A 24,464-nucleotide genomic window follows, 5' to 3' on the forward strand; every position below is an offset into this window, starting at 1 on the left:
GGCAGGCCGGTCGGCGCGGACCTCACCGCGGGCGCGGGTGGCCGCCCGGTGAGCGGCGGGGAGGCATCTCACCGGGCGGCCCTGGCGCACGACGTCAGACGCAGCCCGCGGGAGTCGCCCGCGACACGTCGTCGATCAACGCCTCGTGCGCCGCCTTCACCCGCCGCACATCGGGCTTGACGACCGCGCGGTCGTACGTGATCAGCCCGTTCAGCTCGCCCTCGACGTCCGCGATCTGGGTGTACACCGCGCCGTTGCCGCCCTTGCAGGCCAGCGCGTGCACCTCGGCGAGCTTGGTGAGGTAGTCGTCGGTGTACGTGGCCGGGTCGACGTCGACATAGGACTGCTGCACCGACCAGGCATGTCCGGGCACGGCGAGTCCGAGACCGCCGTACTCGCCCATGACCAGCGCCCTCCTGCCGTCCGGACGGGGTGGCAGCGCGGGGCTCGGATAGCCGTGCTCGTCCATGAGGTCGCCCGTACCGCCGTCGGCGCCGAGGTTGAGGCCCGACTGGTTGTTGACGAGCCGCGTCGGGTCCCAGGCCTTGGCCTGTTCGGCGATGCGGCCCACGTCGTACTGGCCCCACCCTTCGTTGAAGGTGACCCACATGACGATCGACGGACTGCTGATGTGCTCGTCGATCATCTGCTTCATCTCACGCTCGTACGTGGCGCGCGCACTGGCGGACGGGTTCACGCCCGCCGTCATGGCCGGCATGTCCTGCCACACCAGCAGGCCGAGCCTGTCCGCCCAGTAGAACCACCGGTCGGGTTCGACCTTGATGTGCTTGCGGACCGAGTTGAAGCCCATCGCCTTGTGCATCTTCAGGTCGTAGGCCAGGGCCTCGTCGCTCGGCGCGGTGTGCAGACCGTCCGGCCAGAATCCCTGGTCGAGGGTGGCCATCATGAAGACCGGCTTGCCGTTGAGGACGGTCCGAGGGGTCCCCTCGACGTTCTCCACGGCGATGGACCGCATACCGAAGTAGCTCTCCACCCGGTCCTTGCCGACGCGGACCCTGAGGTCGTACAGGAAGGGGTCGTCCGGCGACCACAGCCGCGCGTCACGGATCCTCAGCGTCAGCGGACTGCCCGTGCGGCCGGAGACGGTGGCCACCCTGCGCTTGCCCTCGTACGCGGTCGCGGTCACCCGGACTCCGTCGCGTACGCCCTTCGGCGCGACCGTCAGCGTGCCCGCCCCGACGTCCGGGGTGAGGGCGAGCGAGTCGACGTGGTCGGCGGCGACGGGCTCCATCCACACGGTCTGCCAGATGCCCGAGGACGGCGTGTACCAGATGCCGCTCGGGTCCAGGCGCTGCTTGCCGATCGGCGGGTTCTCGCCGTCCGCGGCGTCCGTCGGGTCGTAGACGCCGACGATCAGCTCCTGGGTGCTGCCCGGCTCGAGGGCGTCGGTGACATCGGCGCTGAACTTGTCGTAGCCGCCCTGGTGGTCGGCGACCTTCGTACCGTTGACGTAGACCTCGGAACGCCAGTCGACCGCGCCGAAGTTGAGCCGCAGGCGCTGCTTCGAGCCGATCCTCCAGTCCTTCGGGACGGTGAAGGTGCGCCGGTACCACATCCGGTCCTCGTGCCGTTCGATGCCGGAGAGCTGGGACTCGACGGGGTACGGGACGAGGATCTTCTCGGCGAGCCGCCTGCCCACCGGGGGCCGCTCCCCCGCCTCGGCCGCGGCGAACTGCCAGCTGCCGTTGAGGTTCTTCCAGTCGTCGCGGGTGAGCTGCGGCCTCGGGTACTCGCGGTGGGCGTTCGCCGGGGTGACGTCCTTGCCCCACTTGGTGCTCAGCTGGTGGGTCGAGAGGTTGGTGCCGCTGCTCCAGAAGGGCTTGACAACGTTGCCGTCCCTGGCGGAGAGGCCCCCCGCTCCGTCGTAGCGCACATCGGCGCTGCCGCGCGCGGTGCCGGTCTTGTTGCCGACCACGGGTTCCTTGAGCGCGATCAGCAGGGACTTGGGGTCGGCCGGGTCGAGCTTGACACGGCCGAGCGGCCAGGTGGCCCCTCCGATGACCGCGTCGAGGTGGTCGACGAGACCGGCCGGGGGCGCGTTGAGCCGCTGGGCGAAGTCTAGGCGCAGCGTCCGGCCGTCCTGGAGGACGGTGGTGGCGACGGCCCCGTCGTAGTCGTAACCCGCGGGCAGCAGGAACGCCGACTGCGGAATCGCGGCCTTGGTGCCGCCGGGCGGGGTCCAGCGCAGATGGAGGTTGGAGCCTCCGTAGTGCTCGAAGTACTCGACCTTGATGTCGTACGCGGTGCCGGCGGTCAGTTCCACCGGTTCGGCGGTCTGTTCGCGGTCCCAGTCGTCGACCCAGTGGTCGATGGTGAGTTTCCCGTCCACCCAGAGACGGAAGCCGTTGTCCCCAATGATCGAGAAGGTGGTGGGACCGGTTTTCTCCGGCACGATCCGGCCGGTCCAGCGCACGCTCACGTCGTCCGACTTCCCGGTCGCGGAACGCAGCCGCGACTCCAGATTGTCGAAGTCGAGCCGCGCGTCCATCCCGGTGGCCTTGAGCTCGTGGAAATCGAAGGCGCCGGGGGCGGACTGGGTGTAGTACTCCCCCTTGAGGCCGTGGACCTCGACAGGATCCTCCACAGCGGTCGCGACCGGCGCGGCGGCGAGTCCCGCGGCCCCGAGTAACACCGCGACGAACAGAGCCAGTCGTTGTCTGAGTTGTACACGCGATCTGAGCACTCCGAGCGATCCGAGTGACTTGAGTGAGGCGAGTGGGGTGATGCGCACGAATCCTCCTAGGGAGCTTCTGACGAATCCCCGCGGCGCGGCGACGCCCGGTGGTGGCGGCGTCCCTACGCACGCCGGGCACGGGGTCCCGCCCGGGGACCGGCGTCACCCGGCCCGGTCGGGGTCCCACGCCCTTCAGGCAGTGCGGAAGCACCGGCCGCCGCCCCACAAAGGCCTGTCGACAACTCCCGGGGCCGGGTCCTCGGAGTCCCGCCCGTCCCGCGGTCCGGGCGGGCGACGGGGCTCTGCGGACACGTCCTAGGGTGAGGAAGGGTGGCGGCTCGGAGCTTCAGTCTGTACAACGTTGGAAGCAAAGGCAGTTGGCATGAGAGCACGGGCTCCCACCCGCTGTCCAGGTTCATGACACAGCTCCGGTCGCGGAGTTCCCGTCGATGCCGAGGAGATCCCTTGCGGGTCAGCCTGAAGGACGTGGCCGAACGGGCCGGCGTCTCGATCAAGACCGTTTCCAACGTCGTGAACAACTATCCGCACATCACCCCAGCGATGCGCACCAAGGTCCAGGAGGCGATCGACGAGCTCGGCTACCGGCCGAACCTCACCGCACGGCATTTGCGCAAAGGCCGTACGGGCATCATCGCGCTGGCCGTCCCCGAGCTGGGCAACCCCTACTTCGCCGAGCTGGCGGGGGCGGTGATCGACGCCGCCGCCGAGCACGAGTTCACCGTCCTGCTCGACCACACCCGGGGCGAGCGGCAGCAGGAACTGCTGGTCAGCCAGGGTTTCCGGGCCCGGGTGATCGACGGACTGATCCTCAGCCCGCTGGAGCTGGAGGCCGAGGATCTGCGGGGCCGGGCCGACGACGTGCCCCTGGTGCTGCTCGGCGAGCGCGAGTACGGTCTGCCCTTCGACCACATCGCGATCGACAACGTCGCCGCGGCCCGGGCGGCGGTGCGCCACCTGCTCGATCGCGGCCGGACCCGGATCGCCTATCTCGGGGTCCGCACGGACTCCGCGAACCGGCCCGCCCATCTGCGGCTCGACGGCTGGCGTGCGGAGCTGGCGACGGCGGGCCTCACCCCCGACGAGGACCTGATCGTGCCCGTCGGCGGCTGGGACCGGGACGACGGCGCCCGGGCCATGGCCGAGCTGCTGGACGCGGGCCACCGGCCCGACGCGGTCTTCGCCTTCAACGACCTCATCGCGATCGGTGCCATGCGGGTGCTGCACGAGCGCGGGCTCAGGGTGCCGTGGGACATCGCCGTGGTCGGCTTCGACGACATCGCCGAGAGCCGGTTCGGAGCCGTCTCGCTGACCACCATCGCGCCGGACAAACAGGCGATCGCCCGCCTCGCGGTGGCCTCGCTGCTGCGCAGTCTTTCCGGCCGCCAGGACCCCGGCGGACGCGAACTCACGGCGGAGTTCCGGCTGGTGGAGCGGGAGAGCACCCTCGGGCGGCGCTGACGGCGGGTCGAACGAATCGGTCGAGATTTCGGACGGAGGGGTTTACACGACCTCTCCAACGATGTAAAAACCTCCCCTGAACGCCGTGCACGCCGTATCGACCGTCAAGTGCCGAACTCCCGGGAGCGCTCTCAGCTCCGGGGCCGCGCCGTTTGGGGATCTCCATGAAGTCGACCGCATCGTCTCGCCGCACCACCGCTCGCGCCCTCCTCGCCACCGGCATCCTCACGAGCCTGGCACTCACCGGATGCACCAAGTCCGAGGACTCCTCCGACGACAAGGCCACCGAGCAGCAGGCCGACGCGGGCCAGGAGGTCGCCTCGCCGAGCGCCGGCTCCGGGCCCTCCTGCACGATCGACACGTTCGGGGGCGAGAAGCTCGACCTCAAGAACGCCACGGTCGGCTTCTCGCAGTCCGAGAAGGAGGCCAACCCCTTCCGGATCGCCGAGACCGCCTCCATCAAGGCCGAGGCGAAGAAGCGCGGGATCAAGCTCCTCACCGCCAACGCCCAGTCGCAGTTCTCCAAGCAGATCAGCGACGTGCAGGACCTCATCGCCAAGGGCGCCGACGTGCTGGTCGTCGCGCCGCTCAACTCGGACGGCTGGGAGCCGGTGCTGAAGACGGCGGCGGCCAAGCACATCCCGATCGTCACCGTCGACCGCAAGATCAACGCCGAGGCCTGCAAGGACTATGTGAGCTTCATCGGCTCCGACTTCGTGGAGCAGGGCAAGCGGGCCGCCGACCAGATGATCGAGGCGACCGGCGGCAAGGGTGAGATCGCCATCCTGCTCGGCGCGGCGGGCAACAACGTCACCACGGAACGCACCAAGGGCTTCGTGGACCAGATCAAGGCCGAGGCGCCCGGCCTCAAGGTGGTGTTCCAGCAGACCGGTGAGTTCGCCCGCGAGAAGGGCCAGTCGGTCACCGAGAACCTCATCCAGTCCAAGCCCGGGATCAAGGGCATCTACGCCGAGAACGACGAGATGGGCCTCGGCGCGGTCAACGCCCTCAAGGGCGCGGGCAAGAAGGCCGGCGACGTGAAGATCGTGACCATCGACGGCACGCGCAACGCCGTCCAGGGCATCGTGGACGGCTGGATCAGCGGTGTGGTCGAGTCCAACCCGCGCTTCGGTCCGCTCGCCTTCCAGACCCTCGACAGCTTCACCAAGGGCGACGAGGTGGCGCAGGACATCGTGATCAAGGACACCGAGTACACCGAGGCCAACGCCGAGTCGGACATCGCCAAGGCCTACTGAGATGCTCTCCGTCACTGGCGTGTCCAAGCTCTTCCCCGGCGTGAAGGCGCTGTCCGACGTGGACTTCACCGCCCGCGCCGGGGAGGTGCACGCCCTCGTCGGCGAGAACGGCGCGGGCAAGTCGACCCTGATCAAAGTACTCACCGGTGTCTACCGGCCGGACGCCGGCGAGGTCGTCCACAACGGCTCGCCGGTCCGCTTCACCACACCCCTGCAGGCCCAGCAGGCGGGCATCTCCACCATCTACCAGGAGGTCAACCTCGTCCCGCTGATGAGCGTGGCGCGCAACCTCCTCCTCGGCCGTGAACCGCGCGGCCGGCTCGGCCTGATCGACTTCCGGCGTATGCACCGGGAGGCCGACGAGGCGCTGCGGGGCCTCGGCATCCGGGTCGACGTGAGCCGGCCGCTGCGCGAACTGGGCGTCGGCGCACAGCAGATGGTGGCCCTCGCACGGGCGGTCGCCATCGACGCACGTGTCGTGATCATGGACGAGCCCACCTCCTCGCTCGAACCGCGCGAGGTGCGGACCCTGTTCGACGTGATCGGCATGCTCCGCGAGCGCGGCATCGCGGTGGTCTATGTGAGCCACCGCATGGACGAGCTGTACGAGATCTGCGACGCCGTGACCGTGCTGCGTGACGGCCGGGTGGTGCACACCGGACGGCTCGCCGACCTCAGCCGGCTGCGGCTGGTCTCGCTGATGCTGGGCCGGGAGATCGGCGAGGTCCGCAGCGAGGGCCTGACCAAGTTCACCGGCTCCCACCGAGCGGCGGCCGAACCGGTGCTGCGCGCCGAGGGGCTGACGATCCGTCACCAGCTGAAGGATGTGTCGCTCGCCATCCGTCCGGGTGAGGTGGTGGGCCTGGGCGGGCTCCTCGGCTCGGGCCGCAGTGAGACCGCGAGGGCGATAGCGGGCGCGCTGCCGACCGGCTCCGGCCGGGTGTCGGTCGGCGGCGCGCCCGTGCGGACCGGCTCCACACCGGCCGCGATCCGCGCCGGGATCAGCCTGCTGCCGGAGGACCGCAAGGCCGAGGGCATCTCGCCCGGCCTCTCGGTACGGGAGAACATCGCGCTGGCCGCCCTGCCCGGATTCTCCCGGTTCGGGCTGGTGGACAACGCCCGCGTCGACAAGGTCGTCGACATGTTCGTGCAACGGCTGCGCATCAAGTCCGCGGGGCCGCACCAGAAGGTCGGCGAGCTGTCCGGCGGCAACCAGCAGAAGGTGCTGCTGGCCCGCTGGCTCGCCATGCACCCGAAGGTGCTGCTCCTCGACGAGCCCACCCGGGGCATCGACGTGGGTGCCAAGGCGGAGGTCCAGTCCCTCATCGACGAACTCGCCGAGGAGGGGCTCGCCGTGCTGCTGATCTCCTCCGACACCGAGGAACTGATCGAGGGCAGCGACCGGATCGTCGTCCTCAAGGACGGTGTGGTGGTCGACGAGCTGACCGGCGACGCCGTCACCGAGGACGCGTTGATGCGCGCCATCGCGGCCGAGCCCTCGGCACCCTCCGAAGCGGCTGACCTCCCGGCACCGCCCGACCTCCCGACATCGCCGGACCACTCGACACCACCGCCGGGCTTCTCGAAGAGCGCGAAATCCGCTGGGAGCACCCATGACTGACCTCACGCTCGTCCGCGGTCAGGTGGACCGCGAGCGGCTGCTGCGCCTGCTCCAGGAGTACGGCGTCTACGCGGGCGTCGTGGCCCTGCTCGTCTTCAACTTCGTCTTCACCTCGAACTTCGTCTCGGCGGAGAACTTCCGCACCCAGGCCGTCCAGGTCGCGCCGGTCCTCATCGTCGCGCTCGGCATGGCGCTGGCGATCGGCACCGAGGGGGTCGACCTGTCGGTGGGCTCGGTGATGGCCCTGTCCACCTCGCTGCTGTCCCTGTATCTCGGCTACGGCCCGTGGATGGCCGTCCTCATGGCGGTGGCGGGCGGCATCGTGATCGGCCTGGCGAACGGTTCGCTGATCGCCTTCCTGGGCGTCCAGCCGATCGTCGCCACCCTGGCCCTCATGGTCGCCGGCCGCGGGATCGCCCTGGTGCTGCTCCCGCAGCTGGAGGACGTACGCGATCCGGGAATGGCGTCACTCGGCTCGGGTGACGTGCTGGGCGTGCCGTATCTCGTCCTCATCGCGGCGGCCCTCGCGCTGCTGGTGGCCTTCGTGGTGCGCCGCACCACCTTCGGGCGCCAGTTGCTCGCCGTCGGCGACAGCAGGCCCGCGGCACGTCTCGCGGGGCTGCCGGTGCGCCGGGTCCTCATCGTGGTGTACGCGTGCTCCGGCGCGCTGGCCGCGGTGGCGGGCATCCTGGCCACCGCCCGGCTGACGGCGAGCGACCCCACCTCGCTGGGCAACCTCATGGAACTGTCGGCGATCACGGCGGTGGTCGTCGGCGGCACTCCGCTGTCCGGGGGCCGCGTACGTATCGGCGGCACGGTCGCCGGGGCCGTACTGATCCAGTTGCTGACCACCACGCTCATCAAGCACGACCTGCAACCGTCGTGGACGCAGATGGCCCAGGCCGTGGTGATCATCGCCGCCGTCTACGCGGCCCGTGAACGGGGGAAGCGATGACCATCGGGACCACAGAGGCCGAGCGGCGGCCGGCCCCCGTCCGGCAGGAGCCCGAGAAGGCCGACGCACCCACCCGCGCGGAGCGCTTCAGCGCCCTCGCGCAGCAGCACGGCGCCCTGGTCACCCTCGTGGTGGCCATGGTCGCGGCGTCGCTGAGCTTCGACACCTTCCTGACCGGTGACAACCTGGAGAACATGGCGCTGTCCTCGGCGTTCCTCGCCGTGGTCGCGCTGGGCATGACGTTCGTCATCGTGACCGGCGGGATCGACCTGTCCGTCGGCTCGCTCTTCGCCCTCGGCGGGGTACTGGCCGCCTGGGGCTCGCAGTACGGCACGGCGGTGGCCCTGCTGCTCCCGCTCGCGGTGTGCGGACTGATCGGGGTGGTCAACGGCCTGCTCATCGCGCGGTCGGGCCTGGCCCCCTTCATCGTCACCCTGGCGGCCATGCTCGGGGCGCGCGGCATCCTGCTGGCGATCACCGACGAGGGCTCGAAGACCTACCTCGTCGACAAGGACTCGTTCTTCGCGACCCTCGGGCAGGGCTCGCTGCTCGGCATCGGCGTACCGATCTGGATCACGGTGGCGCTGTTCGTCCTGGGCGCCGTCGTCCTGCGGCTCACCCGGTTCGGGCAGTACGTGTACGCGGTCGGCGGCAACGAGGACGCGGCGGCCCTGATGGGTGCCCCCGTGGCGCGTACGAAGATCACCGTGTACGCCCTGTCGGGACTGTGCGCCGGTCTCGCGGGCGCGCTCAACGCGGCCTGGCTGGTGTCGGGCGTGACGATCCTCGGCTCGGGCATGGAACTGGAGGCCATCTCGGCGGTCGTCATCGGCGGCACGCTGCTCTCGGGCGGTTTCGGCTTCGTCAGCGGTTCACTGGTCGGCGTGCTCCTGCTGAAGGTGATCCAGAACGTCATCAACCAGATCGGCTCCCTGGACTCCGCGTACCAGCAGGTGGTCAGCGGCGCCTTCCTGGCCGTGGTCGTGGTGGCTCAGACCTGGCTGGGCCGCAGACGCCGGGTGCTGTGATCCGGCCCTGTCCGGGCGGCGTCGAAACCGCCCGGACGGGGCCGGGACATGTTCCGGACCGGCGACCGGCACGCCGGCTGCTCCGCACGGGCAACCTGGGTCCCCTCCCGGTTGCCTGGTGTCCACCCGCCGTTCCAGGGCATTCGGAAAACCCGGGGGAGGACTTGTCTGCCTCCGCCTTCCCGGTATTCCGCGTCGCCGCTTTTCGGCGACCCTTATGAGAGGCTTTGTGACGTGCGTACCGTGGGCGTGGAAGAAGAACTGCTCCTGGTCGATCACGCGACCGGAGAACCCCAGGCTCTGTCCGCGGCGGTACTCGCTCGCGCGGCCCGGGACGATCCGTCGGAGGAGACGTTCGAGAAGGAGCTGCACACCCAGCAGCTCGAATTCGCCACTCATCCGCAGTCGGACATGACCGAGCTCGGCGCGGAGATCGTCCGGTGCCGCAAGGAGGCGGCGCGTGTCGCGGGGGACATCGGGGCCACCGTCGTCGCGCTCGCCACGTCTCCCCTGCCGGTCAGCCCGTCGGTCAGTACGAGTCCCCGTTACGAGTGGATGCTCGAGAACTTCGGTCTGCCCGCCCAGGAGCAGCTGGTCTGCGGCTGCCACATCCATGTGTCGGTGGAGTCCGACGACGAGGGCGCGGCGGTGCTCGACCGTATCCGCCCCTGGCTGTCCGTGCTGACCGCGCTCAGCACGAACTCCCCCTTCTGGCAGGGCAAGGACAGCCTCTACAGCAGTTACCGGAGCCGGGTGTGGATGCGCTGGCCGATGGCCGGCCCCACCGAGTTGTTCGGTTCGGCGGACGCCTACCACCGGCGGATCGACGACATGGTGGCCACGGGGGTGCTGAAGGACCGGGGCATGGTCTATTACGACGCGCGGATCGCCGAGCGGTACCCCACCGTCGAGATCCGGGTGTCGGACGTCTGTCTGGAGGCGAGCACCGCGACCCTGATCGCCACCCTCACCCGTGGACTCGTCGAGACGGCGGCGCGCGAGTGGCGCGCGGGAACCGCCCCGGTGGCGCACCCCGTGGAGCTGTTGCGCCTGGCCGCCTGGCGGGCGGCGCGGTCGGGTCTTGAGGAGGAACTGCTGCACCCCTCGACCATGCGGCCGGCACCGGCCGGGGACGTGGTCCGCGCGCTGCTGGAACACGTGGGTCCCGCCCTGGACGACAGCGGTGACACCGACCGGGTGCACAAGGCCGCGGCGGAACTGCTGCGGGAGGGCAACGGCGCCCGGGTGCAGCGCGAGGTCCTGGAGCGGTCCGGAAACCTGGGTGACGTGGTCAAGGAGTGCGTGCGGCGTACCCAGACCTGAGCACACACCCACTGCACACCCACTGCACACCGACCGCACTGACCACGGGCGACTCGCGTCCGGTCAGTGCGGTCAGTGCGGTCAGTGCGGTCAGTGCGGTCAGTGCGGTCAGTGGACGGTCGCCCGGGTGGGGCCGTCGTCGAGGAAGCCGCCGGACTGGTGCTGCCACAGCTTGGCGTACGCGCCGGCCGAGGCGAGCAGTTCCTGGTGGGTCCCCTGTTCGACGATGCGTCCGCGGTCGAGGACGATGAGCCGGTCCATGGTGGCGACCGTGCTCAGCCGGTGCGCCACCACGAGGGCGGTCCGACCCTCCATGAGCCTCCACAGCGCCTCCTGGACCAGCACCTCGCTCTCGGAGTCCAGGGCGCTGGTGGCCTCGTCGAGCAGCAGGATCGGCGCGTCACGCAGGATCGCCCTGGCGAGCGCGACCCGCTGGCGCTGCCCGCCGGACAGCTTCACCCCGCGCTCGCCCACCATCGTGTCGAAGCCGTCCGGCAGGGCGTCGGCGAACTCCGTGACATGTGCCGTCTCGGCCGCGCGCCGGATCTCCCGGTCCGTGGCGTCCGGGCGGGCGAACGCGATGTTGTCCCGCAGCGAGCGGTGGAACATGGCGGGGTCCTGCGGCACATAGGCGATCAGGCTGCGCAGCTCGGCCTGGCGCAGCCTGCTGATGTCCTGTCCGCCGATCAGGATCCGGCCGGCGTCGAGGTCCGTCATCCTCAGCAGCAGTCGGCTGAGCGTGGTCTTGCCGCCGCCGGACCGGCCGACGAGACCGATCTTCGCCCCGCTGGGCACCGCCAGTTCGAGCCCCTGGAAGAGGGGCCCGGCTCCCGCGTGGGCGAAGGTCACCTCCTCGAAGCGGACGTCGGCCGCCTGGGACAGCAGCGGCTCCGGCGGTACCGGGTCCAACACGGTCGGGGGCATCAGCAGCAGTTCGGTGAACTGTCCCGCCTCGGTCATCGAGCTTTCCAGGCGGCGGTACACCTGATTGAACTCGAACATGATCCGCGTCGCGTTCGAGTAGTACGTGAAGGCCACCACGACCGCCTCCACGCCGTGCCCGCTGCCGGCGAGGGCGACCGCGAGCAACAGGCCCAGCGCGTTGGTGAGTACGGACATGGGTGCGACCAGTGTGTCGATGCGCAGGTTGCCGTAGTCCCACGCCCGCAGGGTGAGCCGCCGTGACTCGGCGACCCGGGACCGGTGTTCGGCGGCCTCGCGTTCCTCGGCCGCGAAGGCGCGGACCGTGTCCATGTTCATCAGGCTGTCGGCGACATGCCCCGACACCCGGGCGATCGCCTCCTCGCGCCGGTCCACCAGTGCCTGGCGGCGGCGGATGAGAGGCACCACGCACAGCGCGGTCAGCACGAGCATCGTCAACAGGCCGACGACGAGCAGGGGTTCGTACCGCCAGAGGATGACCGAGCCGAACGCCAGGGGGATCACGCGGCCCACCACCTGGAACGTCAGTGTGTCGACGAACTCCTCGAACCGGGAGGCGAAGCTCAGCACCCGCTTGGTCAGCGAGCCGGCGAAGTTGTCGTGGAAGAAGGCCGCGTCCTTGGCGAACAGCTCGTCCATGCCGATCACGTACAGGTTCTCGATGCCGCGGGCGGCGAGCCGGTTCAGGCAGTGCAGGCCCAGGCGCCACAGTGCTTCCCCGAGCAACAGGACGCCGGAGAAACCGACGACGTAAGGGAGTGCGTCGGTGACGGTGATGCCGCCGTCGGCGGCGATCCTGGCGACGAGTTTCGCGACGATGAGCGGCGCGATGTAGTTGATGCCGATGTTGCCCATGGCCGGCAGGAGCAGGGCCGGTACCGAGAACAGCCGTAACCGGGCCAGTTCCCGTCCGTAGTGCCGAAGTGCCAGAAGCACCGCGCCCCTGCGCGGCTGGACCCTGTGTGGTTCAGGCGATCCCATCCCACCCCCGAGTGGTCGTCAGGCGGCCCGTCGCCCGTTCCTGCGGTGAATAGCCGTTGCCGCACGCCGACAACAGGTGGGAGGACGGGTGGGCCGGAACAGCGATTGTCCCGCGCCAACACCCGGTGCGTCCAAGTGTTTTGCGGCCCGCACCCCCATACACATGTGCGAAGTAGGTGACCCCGTTCCCCTTCCGTCAACGGCGTGCCACCGCCCTCACACCTCGCGGGAGGCACACAGGGAAATGCGGGCATACAGTGCGACCGAGGATCCGTACAGGTACGAGTGGGGGATACGACGTGGTGCACACACTTGTCATCGGTGGTGGGATCGCCGGCACGGCCGCCGCGCTGGCGCTGCACAAGGCGGGTTCGGACGTCACCGTGTACGAGGCCCACCCCGACGCGGCCGAGGACATCGGGGCGTTCCTCACCCTCGCGAGCAACGGCATGCGGGCCCTGGCCCAGATCGACGCCTCCGCCGCGGTCACGGCGGTCGGCTTCCCCCTCCGCTCGATGCGTGTCCTCGACGACACGGGCGCCACGGTGGCCCATGTACCGCTCGGCGAGGCCGGTGACCCGCTCCTGCGGTACCGGTGCCTGCACCGCGGTGAACTCGCCACCGCGCTGCAGGCGGAGGCCGTTCGCCGGGGCATCGGCATCCGGCACGGAGCGCGCCTGTCGTCCGTCCAGGACACCCCGGACGCGGTCACCGCGCACTTCACCGACGGCAGTACCGTGACCGGCGACCTGCTCGTCGGGGCGGACGGACTGAACTCCGTCGTACGGCACGGACTCGCCCCTGCCGTAAGGCCCCGTTACGCGGGACAGCGTGTCTTCTACGGCTGCACCGACGACCCGCTCCTGGCCGAGGAGAACGCCGGGGAGAGCGAACGTCTCACCATGGTGCGGGGCAGCGGGACCGCCTTCGGCTACGCGGTGTCCCCGGCCGGGGAGACGTACTGGTTCGCCCGCGTGGCCGGTGAACAGCTGGCCGCCGAGGAGATCGCCGACGGCACACCCGGCCACTGGCGCGAGCTGCTCCTGCCGCTGCTGCGCAGGGACACCACTCCTGCCGCGGGAGTCGTCGCGGTCACCACCGACCGCCTCATGGTCACCAACACCATGGAGATCCCCACCGGTACACCCTGGCGCTCCGGCCGCGTCCTGACCATCGGTGACGCGGCGCACGCGGCCTCCCCGGCGACCGGACAGGGTGCCTCGATGGCCCTGGAGGACGCCGTGGTTCTCGCCAAGTGCCTGCGCGACGCCCCCGGCACCGAGGCCGCGCTCTCCCTCTACGAGTCACTGCGTCGTCCACGTGTCGAGGACAACGTCACCGTCAGCGGGAACATCTCCCGCGGCACTCCCCCGCCGCCCCGTCCGGGCCGGGGAGTTCACGCGTCACGGCCGGGCGACGACGACCTCGTGCGGCACCTTGACTGGCACACCGGCCTCTGGACCGAGGCGGAGGACAGTACACCCGGATCACGGCCTCACTAGCCGGCACAGGACACACACCAGGAACAGCCCGTTCCCCCCATGCGTAGTATCTCTACACTGGCGCAAAGAGCGCAGTTGAGTCCTTCGGACGGACCAGCCCTGACAGACACCATCCCGCTCTCCGCCGGCACACGGACGTGCAGCCTCACGGCACACATGTGCCGACGGACCGAGAAAGGCTCCACTCATGTCTGAGAACCAGATCTCCACCACAGAACTCACCTCGCAGTACATCGCACAGGTGACCAGCGACCTGGAGCACAACAGCAAGGAGCAGGAGCGCATCGCGACGGACATCGCGGCCCTGCAGGAGCAGTTGCTGGCTCTGCAGCACGACCACACGGTGCTGAAGAACATGCACGAGGCACTGGGCGGCACGAACCCCGTCGCCGGGTCCACCGCGGCGGTGCCCTCCGTGCCGAGTCAGTCCTCCGCCCGGACCAAGCAGCCCAAGGCCGCCAAGGACGTCAAGGCTGCCAAGCCGAAGAAGGCGGCTGCCACCGGCGCGAAGAAGGCCGACGCCAAGCCGAGCGGGGTCAAGAACACGGCGGCGAAGAACACCACCGCGAAGGCCACGAAGGCGACCGCTCAGCCGAGCCTCGTCGACCTGATCCGCGGTCACCTCGAAGCGCAGAAGGAGCCGCGTTCCGCCGCCGAGATCACCACCGCGCTCACCGCGGCCCACCCGGAGCGCACCATCAAGACCACCGTCGTGCGCACCACCCTCGAAAACCTGGTCGCCCGGAGCAGCGCCCACCGCAACAAGCAGGGTTCCTCGGTCTTCTACACCGCCGCCACCGAGGCCGACGCCAAGGCCGAGCCCGCAGCGGCAGCCAGCTGACCTTCCCCGTCGGCGCCCCGCCCCGAGGCCACCGGCACGCTCACTGGCGCCCGTTCGCCACCGCGTGCCGGGGCCGCCGACGGCACACAGCCCCGCGGCCGGTCACACCTCAGTCGGACCGGCCGGATGCAGGTGCGCGAACTCGTCGGCGAGTACGCCCATCATGACCACGTCGTGATGCCGGCCGGCGAAGAACACCTGGTCGCGCAGACGCCCCTCCTCGACGAGACCGAGTCTGCGCTGCAGTGACAGCGACGCCTCGTTGTGTGCGAACACCCGCGCCTGACACTTGTGGAAGCGCCGCTCGGCGAACATGTACCGCAGCAGCAGTGTCGCGGCCTCCGTCGCACAGCCCTTGCGCCGGTGCTCCGCGCCCAGGGAGATGCCGTACTCGAACCAGCCCGCGCGCGCGTCGGCGTGGTGCGAGCCGACCACACCGACCGGCCGTCCCGTGTCGACGGCTTCGACCACCAGGAGGAAGCGGTCGCCGTCGGGCCCGGCGAGCGCCAGTTCCTTCGCGCGGGCACGGTGCCCCTCGGCGGAGCGGGGCGCCCGCACCAGGTCGCCCAGCCGCTCCTCGTCCGCCTCGAAGCGCATGAGCGCCGTCCAGTCGTCGGGCTCGACACCACGCAGCCGTACTCGTTCACCGGTCCAAAACGAAGCCATCCCCCATTGGAGCACGCCGGGTCCGGAGTCCGGGCCGGAGCCGTTGTCAGTGGTGGCGGGCAGGATGACTCCCATGACCTCACCAGTTGCAGTGATCGTGGACGCCGTCGCCTACGCACAGGCCGTCGAGGACGCCGTGAAGGCGTCGGCCGCCTACTACACGGGCGGCACCTCGCCCATGGACGACGACACCTACGACCGGCTCGTGCGCGCCGTCACCGCGTGGGAGGCGGAGCACCCCGACGAGGTGCTGCCCGGCTCGCCGAGCGGGAAGGTCGCCGGCGGCGCGGTGGACGGCGATGTGCCGCACACGGTGGCGATGCTCAGTCTGGACAACGTGTTCTCGGCCGAGGAGTTCACCGCCTGGACGGCGTCACTGGCGCGGCGGGTGGGCCATGACGTGGAGCGGTTCAGCGTCGAACCGAAGCTCGACGGTCTGGCGATCGCGGCCCGTTACACCGCCGGCCGTCTGGAGCGGCTGATCACCCGTGGGGACGGGACGGCCGGCGAGGACGTCTCGCACGCCATCGGCACCATCGAGGGCCTGCCCGCGGTCCTGGCCGAGCCGTTGACGGTGGAGGTGCGCGGGGAAGTGCTGATGACCACGGCCCAGTTCGAGCACGCCAACGAGGTGCGCACCGCGCACGGCGGGCAGCCGTTCGCGAATCCGCGCGGCGCCTCGGCGGGCACCCTGAGAGCCAAGGAGCGTGCCTACACCGTGCCGATGACGTTCTTCGGCTACGGTCTGCTGCCCCTGCCGGACACGGACGCCGAGCCGGCCGAGCGGCTGCGGGAGCTGTCCCACAGCGAGCTGATGGACCGTGCCGCCGGGCTCGGGGTGAACACCACCGCGGGCACCGCCGTACCGGGCACCACCGCCGACACGGCCGAGCAGGTACTGGCCAGGGTGCGGGAGATCGCCGCGCTGCGCGCCTCACTGCCGTTCGGCATCGACGGGATCGTCATCAAGGCGGACCTGGCCGCCGACCAGCGCGCCGCCGGATCCGGTTCACGTGCCCCGCGCTGGGCCATCGCCTACAAGCTGCCCGCCGTGGAGAAGATCACCCGGCTCCTCGCGGTCGAATGGAACGTGGGCCGTACCGGCATCATCGCCCCGCGCGCCGTACTCGAACCGGTCGTCATCGACGGAGCCACCATCACCTACGCCACCCTCCACAACCCGGCCGACATCACCCGGCGCGACCTGCGTCTGGGCGACCATGTCATGGTCCACCGGGCCGGTGACGTCATCCCCCGTATCGAGGCACCCGTCGCCCATCTGCGCACGGGCGACGAACAGCCCATCGTCTTCCCCGAGATGTGCCCGCGGTGCGGGAGCGGCATCGACACCGGCGAGCAGCGCTGGCGCTGCGAGAACGGCCGCAACTGCCATCTGGTCGCCTCCCTCTCGTACGCGGCCGGCCGCGATCAGCTCGACATCGAGGGTCTCGGCCACACCCGTGTCGTCCAGCTCGTCGAAGCGGGGCTGGTGGCCGATCTCGCGGATCTGTTCATCCTCACCCGCGACCAGCTCCTGAGTCTGGAGCGGATGGGGGAGACGAGCACCGACAACCTCCTCGCGGCGCTCGCCACGGCCAGGGAGCGCCCGCTGTCGCGGGTGTTGTGCGCGCTCGGTGTACGGGGCACGGGACGGTCGATGTCCCGGCGCATCGCCCGTCACTTCGCCACGATGGACCACGTCCGCGCGGCCGACGCCGGGTCGATGCAGCAGGTCGAGGGCATCGGTACGGAGAAGGCGCCGTCCATCGTCTCCGAACTCGCCGAGCTGGCCCCGCTCATCGACAAGCTCGTCGCCGCCGGGGTGAACATGACCGAGCCCGGCGCCACTCCCCCGAGCGCACCGACGGCCGAGGACGCCGAGGGGTCTGTGGGTTCTGGCATCTCTGAGGGCAGCTCCCAGGACGCAGAGGGGTCGGCGGCGTCCGGCGGGCCGCTCACCGGGATGACGGTGGTGGTGACCGGCGCGATGACCGGCGTACTGGAGAAGCTCAGCCGCAACCAGATGAACGAACTGATCGAACGGGCCGGGGGCCGCTCCTCCTCCAGCGTCTCCAAGAAGACCACCCTGGTGGTGGCGGGAGAGGGCGCCGGATCCAAGCGCGCCAAGGCCGAGACCCTCGGCATCCGCCTGGCCACCCCCGACGAGTTCGCCGAGCTCGTCACCGACCACCTCGAACAGTCCGCTCAGTAGTTCACCCCGGCCGCCCGTGCCCCGCGTGCTCCGGGCCGGGGCGGTTGGCGCGGGAGCGGGCCGCCGTGACAGGCTCTGCGTCGCTCGTGAACAGGCTGTTGGTGAGGGGAAATCCGTGGACACGCAGACGTGGGACGCACTGGTCGCATCGATGAAGAAGGCGTACGCCGCGGATCTGGCTCAGGGCAGTGCGCCCCGCCCGGTCATCATGCCGCTGGTCCGCGGCGAACTGGTCGGGCTGATCCGGCTGCGGCCGGCCGAGGTGGGCCAGGACGCCGTGACCGCGATCGTCGAGCTCTCGAACGTCGCCGCGGCGGCGGGCGCGGACGAGGTCGTGCTCGCCTGGGACACCCAGAACGTCGCGGCCGAATGCGGGCTTCCGGTCGTCGGCCCGGCCCCCTGCCTGAACCTGGTGCACGCCACGAAGGACGGCCACGTACTGCACCAGCTGCCCTGCGCGTACGAGTCCGGGGACTCATCGCCCGAGGGTCGGGGCCCGGTTGAACCCCGGTGGCTGTCCGCGCCGGGGCCGCAGCCCGGTGGCGAGCTGGCCCCGCCGGTCCAGGCGGCCCTCACGTACTCCTTCACTCCGCTCGATCTCGACCACCCCTCCCCCTTCGGCGTCACCGTCCTTCTCATGGAGGACGACGGCTACGCCGTGCACCTCACCGACACCTTCGCCCTGTGACCCGGGGGTCTCGCGCCGGGCTGTCGCCACGAGGTTCCGCGCAAGAGCCGAGGCCGGCTGCCGTTGTGGTCTTCCCGTGACGGGGTATACGAAGCTGTGCACGGACCGCACCACCGCCCCCGGCCCAGGAGTAGAGCCATGGCAGGCATCATGAACAAGATCAAGCAGTTCGCCCGGAGCCCGCAGGGACGGCGCACCATCGAGCAGGCACGCCGCGCCTCCGCCGATCCGCGCCGCCGGGCCCAGGCCCAGCGGCTGCTGGGCAAACTGCGCGGACGGCGCTGACCTCGACCGAGCGGCCTGCCCGCGGCCAACGCGAAGACCCCACCCGAAGGATCCGGGTGGGGTCTTGTTGAGCGCCGGGCAGGCCTTGCACCTGCATTTCCCCGCAGGAAGCGGGGCGTCTTTCCTTGGACCACCGACGCGAGGCGAGCCCGTACCGGGCGGCTCGCTCAAGATCGAGTCTAGCAGCTTTCTGAGCCCGCTCTGCACACGCGTGCGAGATGTAGAGCGGATGGGCCGTGAAGGCTGTGAAGGTGTGGAACACCATCCCCGTTTGCCGAACGCAGAGCCGGATACCCGGTGTTCATGGCTGGAGCGAACAACAAAACCACGAACGGACAGTCGCCCACCGCGCATGCGCGAGCGGCGAAGACCACCGTGACCGAAGGTGCCACGGCGCCCGCGAAGGAGTCACAGAAGGCCGCCACCGAGGCGGTGAAGAGTGCCGGGGACGCTGCCGGGGCCGTTGGCCGTGGCAGCAGGGAAGCCCTGGTGAACCTCGGCGGAGTCGCGTCGCAGAAGGCCAAGGAAACGGCCAGGACGGTGCAGGGCGGTGTCTCCACGGCCGCTCAGCAGACGGTCGGCAAGGCCGGCGTCGCCTGGACCCTCCTGAAGGCCAGGAAGGCCATCGCGGCCGGCGCCGGTGCGGGGGCCGCGGTTGTGGTCCTCTGCTCCTACACCGTCGGCCGGCGTGCCGGTCTGCGGCAGCGCGGCCCGCTTTCCCGTCTCAGCGGCGGTCGTCTCTGAGCGACAGGACGCCGCCGAGGCACCTGCTCGCAGGCCCGTCGGAGCTTTCGGCTCCGGCGGGCCTGTCGGCGTGCGGCGGCAGCGCCCTCCCCGGCCCGCGGGGACCATCACCGCCGGAACCCGATCACCGTGCCGTGCGTCGTTACGGGCACGACGGATACGGGGTGGGGCCTGGTGGAGCGAACGGCTGACGACAGCGCGGTGACGAGGACGCAGACCACGGCACCCGGCCGATGGCAGCGCACCCTCTCCTGGCGACCCCTCTCCGGGCGGCGGCGTAGCCGGGACGCGGACGGCCGGTCGCCCTGGGCGCGCGGGCATGTGCTCGCCGCGCTCGCCGTCCTGACCGCCGTCCTGCTGGCCTTCCCCTCGGTGGTGCCCAACACGGTGGGCCGCCTGGGCAGCCTGCTGGAGACGTTCCTGCCCTGGCTCGGCCTGGCCGTACCGCTGTTGCTCGTGCTCGCTCTGTTGCGCCGCTCGGCGACCGCGCTGGTGGCCCTGGTGCTGCCCGTGGCCGTGTGGGGGCAGTCGTTCGGCGGACGGCTCCTGCCGGAGGACCGCGGCGCACACGACCTCACGGCGGTCCAGCACAACGTCAGTGACGTGAACACCGATCCCACGGGCACGGCGATCGCCCTGATCGAGGCCGCACCGGATTTCGTGGCCCTGGAGGAAGTGACCCCGGCCGCGTTGCCGGCGTACGAGAAGGCCCTGGCGTCGGAGTACCCCCACCACGCGGTCGAGGGAACGGTCGGGCTGTGGTCGAGGCATCCCCTGTCGGACGTTCGCCGGGTGGACATCAAGCCGGCGGCGATCGAGGAAGGATGGAGCCGCGGAATGCGGTCCACGGCTCGCACGCCATGGGGCGACATCGCGGTGTACGTCGCCCATCTGCCCTCGGTGCGGCTCGGCCCGGGCGGTCTCGGTTCCGGTCTTCGCGACGAGAGCGCCGGCCTGCTGGGGGCGGCCCTCGCCGCCGAGAAGCTGGAGAGGGTGATCCTGCTCGGTGACCTCAACAGCACCCTGGACGACCGGGGTCTGGCTCCGGTGACCTCACGGATGGACCGTACGGACTCGACGAGGCAGGCCTTCGCCTTCAGCTGGCCCGCCTCCTTCCCCGTGTCCCGGATCGACCAGATCCTGGCCCGCTCGGCCACCGTGTCGAACGTGCGGACCCTGCCCGCCACCGGCAGCGACCACCTCCCGGTCGCCGTGGACATCACGCTTGGGCGCGGCTCGGAGGACGCACCGCCGAGTCCCTGACACTCGTAGCCCCCCGCCCGTGCTCCTACGTCTGCTGCAACGGTTCGTACGCCTCCGCCCCCACGCCGAACGTCCAGGCCACGCCCTCGCGGGCCGTACGGGTCGACGGCGGCACCCGCAGCCAGTAGGTACGGCTCGTGCCGTCGGGTTCCGGGGTGGAGTTGACGACCTCGACCATCACCACGTCCTCGTCGCCCACTAGCTGGACCCGCCACAGCACGCCCGTCTCGTCGCGGTGGACGGGGACCGCGCCGGACTCGTCCAGGTAGCGGTCGTAGCCGTAGAACTCCAGCATCACGCGGCGCAGTTCGGCGTTCTCCTCGCCGCGGATCCGCTCCGGTGTCAGCCGGGTCAGCTCGTCGAGGAAGTCGCGTGGGACCGGCATTCCACGCCACGCGTACAGCTCGAACCCGTCCGCGTACCCCAGGGCCGGGCCGTCTCCGCGGTCCAGGCGTCCGGCTTCGTCCCGGTGCAGTGTCAGGGGGCGTTCACTGATGACCGCCGCCTTCTCGTAGGGCCACCACCAGCCGGCGTGCCGCGCCACCGCCGCCAGGCCGTCCAGAGGGCTTCCGTCCGCGGAGTCGAACGCGCACAGCCAGGCCGCGTCGTGCTGCCCCAGTGCCGCGTCCAGAAGGAGGAGGCGGACCTGTGTCTCCGTGGCCCGGTCGGCGGCGAGTTCGTCGACGATGCCCGCCCGCACCCGGTCGACCAGGGTGCGGGTCGACTCCCACAGGCCCGCTCCCGTGGCACGCCAGTGGCCGCTCCACCCGTGAGGACCCAGTTCCCCGTGCAGTCGCGCCCGTTCGCGGGCCCAGGGGGCGCCCAGCACGGCGTCGCGGACACTGGCACCGAAGGTGTCCGGACCGGAGACGTCCGGGTCGGAGACATCCGGGTCGGAGACGTCCTGCTCCGGATCCTGCGGACGCGCCGCCGCCATGAGTGTGCGTACCGCCTCGCGCGGTGAGCGCGTCCATATGATCCGCTCCGGTTCGGCCAGGCCCGCCCGCCGGTAGGCGAGCCGGACGCCCTCCTCGGCCGCCGCCCGGTCCCCCGGCCCCGTCGCCGCCGCCGTCGCCCGCCAACCGCCCTGATTCGTCAACGCCGTTCCTCTCCCCAAGTTCCGTTCCGGGCCGCACCCCCGTGCCGCCCGGTCCTGCGTCGCACTCTCCTGCTTCGCGCTCCCCGCGCGTCCGACATATCTCCGTCGTCAGTCGGCGACGATGCGCACCGAGCCCGGCACGTACTCCCTCTGCCGGATCACTCGGTACCAGCCCTTCGGGAGGGAGATCGCCGCGTGCTCCTCGTGTACGACGCGGGCGCCGTCGGGCACGTGCAGCAGCATCGGCCCGAACAGGCCGGCCTCGCGGACGAGCCGTCCGGGACCGACCACCGCGTGGGCGTGGCCGGTGACTTCGCCGAGGGCCAGGACGAGCCTGCCGCGGCCGTCGCGTGGTTCGGACGCCACGTCGGCCGCGATCTTCGGCACCGCGCTCTCGGCCAGCGGCACGATCAGGACGTCTCCTTGCCGGTACATGGGTCTCCTCCCGCTGTGACACACCGTGCGTGTGTCATGGGGAAGACCGTAGAGGCGGGCACTGACAATCGCTCTCGACCGCAGGTCGCACGGCCTGTGTGCGGCGAGGGGCGTCGCGGGAGGACCCCTGACCCACGCGTTGTCAGTGGGGCTTGGTAGAACTCCGGTACCTGGATGCGGTCGGCGCGCGCCGGGATCAGGATCCACGACTGCCGATCCACCCGACTTCCGCACGAAGGAGCAGGCGCGCATGACCATCGGTGACCACCTCACGGAGTTCCACGGGCTGCCGGCCTTCAACTTTCCTGGCGTCGACGAGCCGACGCCCGACGCGTCCTCGCTTCCGTCGCCCGAGTCCGTGGCCTGGCGCATCGCGGTGAACGCGTACGACTCCGACGAGCAGTGGGAAGCGGCCTTCGGCCGATTCATGGCGGCCGTCGACACCGAGCGGGTCCGGGCGATCGTCGTGGGCGCGTGGAGCGACGTGTACGACTCCGCCCCCGACGAGGTGATAAAGACGCTGGTGGCGGCCCGCGACCGGCTCCCCGCCCTGCGCGGTCTGTTCGTCGGCGACATCGTGATGGAGGAGGCCGAGATCTCCTGGATCACCCAGGGCGACATGGGTCCGCTCCTCGAAGCCTTCCCCGACCTGGAGGAGTTCGGGGTCCGCGGCGGCAACGGACTGGCCTTCCCCGCCGCCCGTCACGAGCGGCTGCGGAAGCTGACCGTCGAATCCGGCGGCCTGCCCGCCCAAGTGGTGCGCGCGATCGCCGCCAGCGACCTGCCCGCCCTCGTCGACCTCGACCTGTGGCTCGGCACCTCCGAGTACGGCGGCGACTGCGACATCGCCGACCTCGAACCGTTCTTCGCGGGCACCAGGCTGCCGGCCCTGACCCGGCTCGCCCTGCGCAACAGCGAGATCCAGGACGCCATCTGCTCCGCCCTCGCGTCCGCTCCCGTGGTGGCGCGTCTGGAGGAACTCGACGTCTCCATGGGCGTGCTCACCGACGACGGCGCGACGGCGCTGCTGACGGGTCAGCCGTTGACGCACCTCAAAGTGCTCGACCTCCACCACAACTACCTCAGCCCCGCCCTGCGCACCCGACTGCTGGAGACCCTCGAACCGGCCGGTGTGCAGGTCGACGTCGACGCGGACGACGCCGAGGACGACGAGGACGACGACGGCGAGGTCTGGCGTTTCGTCGCGGTCGGCGAGTAGCGCACCGCGAAGTCCGGACCAGGGAGGGGGAACGGCATGCGCCGTACGGGATCGGCGGACGCACCGCCGAAGTGGGTGGTCGTCGCCAACGGGGACAACCGCAGGGTGGGGCTGTTCACCACGGCCGCCGAGGCCGCGGGCCACGGCACGCCCCGGGTCGTCGAGTGGCTCGACGTCCTGCGCGACGGCGGACACACCTTCGCCGACGACGAGATCGTCCGCCTCGACTCCCCCGGTGAGGACGCCGGTGTGGACGCCCTGCTGCGGGGCGTGGCCGATCCGACGCGGGTGGAGGGTTCCGCGCGGTGGTACGCGCGGTTCCTGGACTGCGTGGCCTCGCTGCGCGGCGGTGTAAGGCTCGACGACCCGGCGGAGCTGGCCGTGATGTTCGACAAAAGGCGCTGCCACGACCGGCTCACGCGCGCGGACGTGCCGGTGCCGCCGTCCCCCACGTCCGGTTCCGGCGACCTCCGGCCGGTCCGGGGGTGGTCGGACGTACGGGACCTGATGGCGGCGGCGGGCCTGCGGCGCGCCTTCGTGAAGCTCGCCCACGGCTCGTCCGCCTCCGGTGTCCTGGCCGTCGAGACCGCCGCCTCGGGCCGGGTCCGTGCGACGACCTCGGTGGAGCGCGCCGCCGACGGCCGGCTGTACAACTCACTGCGGGTGCGGCGCTACACGTCGGAGGCGGAGGTCGCCGCGATCGTGGACGCCCTGGCGCCCGACGGGCTGCATGTCGAACGCTGGCTGCCGAAGGCCTCCCTCGGCGGCCGGTCGGCCGATCTGCGCGTCGTGGTCGTGGCGGGCCGGGCCACCCACGCCGTGGCCCGCACCAGCCGCTCCCCACTGACCAATCTGCATCTGGGCGGGACGCGTGGCGATCTGGCGGCGGTGCGCGCGCTGGCGGGCGACCGGTGGGCCACGGCCATCGAGGTGAGCGAGCGGGCCGCCGCCTGCTTTCCCGGCACGCTGTGCGTGGGTGTCGACCTGCTGCCCGCCATCGGCTGGCGCCGCTTCGCCGTCGGCGAGGTCAACGCGTTCGGCGACCTGCTCCCCCGCCTCACCGGTCTGCCGGGCAGCGGGGCGGAGGGCCGGGACACGTACGCGGCGCAGATCGCCGCGGCCGGCTCCTTCCACCACGACCCGCGCCGGGCTCCCGCCCCACCGGCCCGGGAGCCCGGCCCGCCCGCGTCACCGCACGACCTGCCGAGGACAGCCCATGCCACAGCCTGA

The 24,464-nt window shown here is 70.8% G+C and carries 20 protein-coding genes; 15 read left to right on the forward strand and 5 right to left on the reverse strand.

The window, feature by feature from the left end:
* Positions 1 to 94 precede the first annotated feature (94 nt).
* Entirely contained in the window at positions 95 to 2,704 is a 2,610-nt protein-coding gene (locus tag K3769_RS19890) for a PA14 domain-containing protein (RefSeq protein ID WP_267031450.1), read from the reverse strand.
* A gap of 456 nt (positions 2,705 to 3,160) precedes the next feature.
* On the opposite strand from K3769_RS19890, the gene K3769_RS19895 reads away from it, so the two are divergent.
* From K3769_RS19895 to K3769_RS19920, 6 genes are all read left to right on the forward strand, one after another.
* On the forward strand, positions 3,161 to 4,174 hold the full coding sequence (locus K3769_RS19895) for a LacI family DNA-binding transcriptional regulator (protein ID WP_267027752.1): 1,014 nt from the start codon (positions 3,161 to 3,163) through the stop codon (positions 4,172 to 4,174).
* A gap of 164 nt (positions 4,175 to 4,338) precedes the next feature.
* Positions 4,339 to 5,430, forward strand: coding sequence for an ABC transporter substrate-binding protein (locus K3769_RS19900; RefSeq protein ID WP_267027753.1), 1,092 nt, complete (start codon positions 4,339 to 4,341; stop codon positions 5,428 to 5,430).
* A 1-nt stretch (position 5,431) separates the two neighbouring features.
* On the forward strand, positions 5,432 to 7,051 hold the full coding sequence (locus K3769_RS19905) for a sugar ABC transporter ATP-binding protein (RefSeq protein WP_267027754.1): 1,620 nt from the start codon (positions 5,432 to 5,434) through the stop codon (positions 7,049 to 7,051).
* On the forward strand, positions 7,044 to 8,006 hold the full coding sequence (locus K3769_RS19910; RefSeq protein ID WP_267027755.1) for an ABC transporter permease: 963 nt from the start codon (positions 7,044 to 7,046) through the stop codon (positions 8,004 to 8,006). Before K3769_RS19905 ends, K3769_RS19910 begins: the two co-directional genes overlap by 8 nt.
* The gene (locus K3769_RS19915) at positions 8,003 to 9,034 is read left to right on the forward strand and encodes an ABC transporter permease (RefSeq protein ID WP_267027756.1); all 1,032 of its coding nucleotides are present in this window, start codon (positions 8,003 to 8,005) and stop codon (positions 9,032 to 9,034) included. The genes K3769_RS19910 and K3769_RS19915 overlap by 4 nt, the downstream gene beginning before the upstream one ends.
* Positions 9,035 to 9,268: 234 nt before the next feature.
* On the forward strand, positions 9,269 to 10,357 hold the full coding sequence (locus tag K3769_RS19920; RefSeq protein WP_267027757.1) for a glutamate--cysteine ligase 2: 1,089 nt from the start codon (positions 9,269 to 9,271) through the stop codon (positions 10,355 to 10,357).
* Positions 10,358 to 10,465: 108 nt separating this feature from the next.
* On the opposite strand, the gene K3769_RS19925 is transcribed toward K3769_RS19920, so the two are convergent.
* Complete coding sequence (locus tag K3769_RS19925; protein ID WP_267027758.1) at positions 10,466 to 12,280, reverse strand: ABC transporter ATP-binding protein; 1,815 nt, start codon at positions 12,278 to 12,280, stop codon at positions 10,466 to 10,468.
* Between the two features lie 299 nt (positions 12,281 to 12,579).
* Here K3769_RS19925 and K3769_RS19930 point away from each other — a divergent pair, with 299 nt between their 5' ends.
* Complete coding sequence (locus K3769_RS19930; protein ID WP_267027759.1) at positions 12,580 to 13,782, forward strand: FAD-dependent oxidoreductase; 1,203 nt, start codon at positions 12,580 to 12,582, stop codon at positions 13,780 to 13,782.
* A 187-nt stretch (positions 13,783 to 13,969) separates the two neighbouring features.
* Positions 13,970 to 14,623, forward strand: coding sequence for a hypothetical protein (locus K3769_RS19935; RefSeq protein WP_267027760.1), 654 nt, complete (start codon positions 13,970 to 13,972; stop codon positions 14,621 to 14,623).
* Between the two features lie 102 nt (positions 14,624 to 14,725).
* Here the strand turns inward: K3769_RS19935 and K3769_RS19940 are convergent, their stop codons facing one another.
* On the reverse strand, positions 14,726 to 15,289 hold the full coding sequence (locus tag K3769_RS19940; protein WP_267031451.1) for a GNAT family N-acetyltransferase: 564 nt from the start codon (positions 15,287 to 15,289) through the stop codon (positions 14,726 to 14,728).
* Between the two features lie 73 nt (positions 15,290 to 15,362).
* Here K3769_RS19940 and ligA point away from each other — a divergent pair, with 73 nt between their 5' ends.
* The 5 genes from ligA to K3769_RS19965 all read left to right on the forward strand — a co-directional run bounded on the left by ligA (position 15,363) and on the right by K3769_RS19965 (position 20,481).
* A complete protein-coding gene (gene ligA / locus K3769_RS19945; protein ID WP_267027761.1) occupies positions 15,363 to 17,501 on the forward strand; it encodes an NAD-dependent DNA ligase LigA in 2,139 nt (712 codons plus the stop codon).
* A gap of 115 nt (positions 17,502 to 17,616) precedes the next feature.
* Complete coding sequence (locus tag K3769_RS19950) at positions 17,617 to 18,189, forward strand: hypothetical protein (RefSeq protein ID WP_267027762.1); 573 nt, start codon at positions 17,617 to 17,619, stop codon at positions 18,187 to 18,189.
* Between the two features lie 138 nt (positions 18,190 to 18,327).
* Positions 18,328 to 18,474 carry a hypothetical protein gene (locus tag K3769_RS19955; RefSeq protein ID WP_189767551.1) on the forward strand — a complete coding sequence of 49 codons (147 nt, stop codon included), beginning with the start codon at positions 18,328 to 18,330 and terminating at the stop codon, positions 18,472 to 18,474.
* Between the two features lie 303 nt (positions 18,475 to 18,777).
* On the forward strand, positions 18,778 to 19,218 hold the full coding sequence (locus K3769_RS19960) for a hypothetical protein (protein WP_267027763.1): 441 nt from the start codon (positions 18,778 to 18,780) through the stop codon (positions 19,216 to 19,218).
* Positions 19,219 to 19,539: 321 nt separating this feature from the next.
* Complete coding sequence (locus K3769_RS19965) at positions 19,540 to 20,481, forward strand: endonuclease/exonuclease/phosphatase family protein (protein ID WP_267031452.1); 942 nt, start codon at positions 19,540 to 19,542, stop codon at positions 20,479 to 20,481.
* Between the two features lie 25 nt (positions 20,482 to 20,506).
* On the opposite strand, the gene K3769_RS19970 is transcribed toward K3769_RS19965, so the two are convergent.
* Both K3769_RS19970 and K3769_RS19975 read right to left on the reverse strand, forming a co-directional pair.
* Positions 20,507 to 21,580 carry a DUF6745 domain-containing protein gene (locus K3769_RS19970; protein ID WP_267027764.1) on the reverse strand — a complete coding sequence of 358 codons (1,074 nt, stop codon included), beginning with the start codon at positions 21,578 to 21,580 and terminating at the stop codon, positions 20,507 to 20,509.
* Between the two features lie 108 nt (positions 21,581 to 21,688).
* Positions 21,689 to 22,015: a DUF8820 family protein gene (locus K3769_RS19975; RefSeq protein WP_267027765.1), complete on the reverse strand. Its 327-nt coding sequence runs from the start codon at positions 22,013 to 22,015 to the stop codon at positions 21,689 to 21,691.
* 250 nt (positions 22,016 to 22,265) lie between these two features.
* Between K3769_RS19975 and K3769_RS19980 the strand changes: the two genes are divergently transcribed.
* Both K3769_RS19980 and K3769_RS19985 read left to right on the forward strand, forming a co-directional pair.
* A complete protein-coding gene (locus K3769_RS19980) occupies positions 22,266 to 23,234 on the forward strand; it encodes an STM4015 family protein (protein WP_267027766.1) in 969 nt (322 codons plus the stop codon).
* A 36-nt stretch (positions 23,235 to 23,270) separates the two neighbouring features.
* Positions 23,271 to 24,464, forward strand: a complete 1,194-nt coding sequence (locus K3769_RS19985; protein ID WP_267027767.1) for an STM4014 family protein — start codon at positions 23,271 to 23,273, stop codon at positions 24,462 to 24,464.

Origin of the sequence: Streptomyces ortus (assembly GCF_026341275.1) — a bacterium.
Classification (GTDB): domain Bacteria; phylum Actinomycetota; class Actinomycetes; order Streptomycetales; family Streptomycetaceae; genus Streptomyces; species Streptomyces ortus.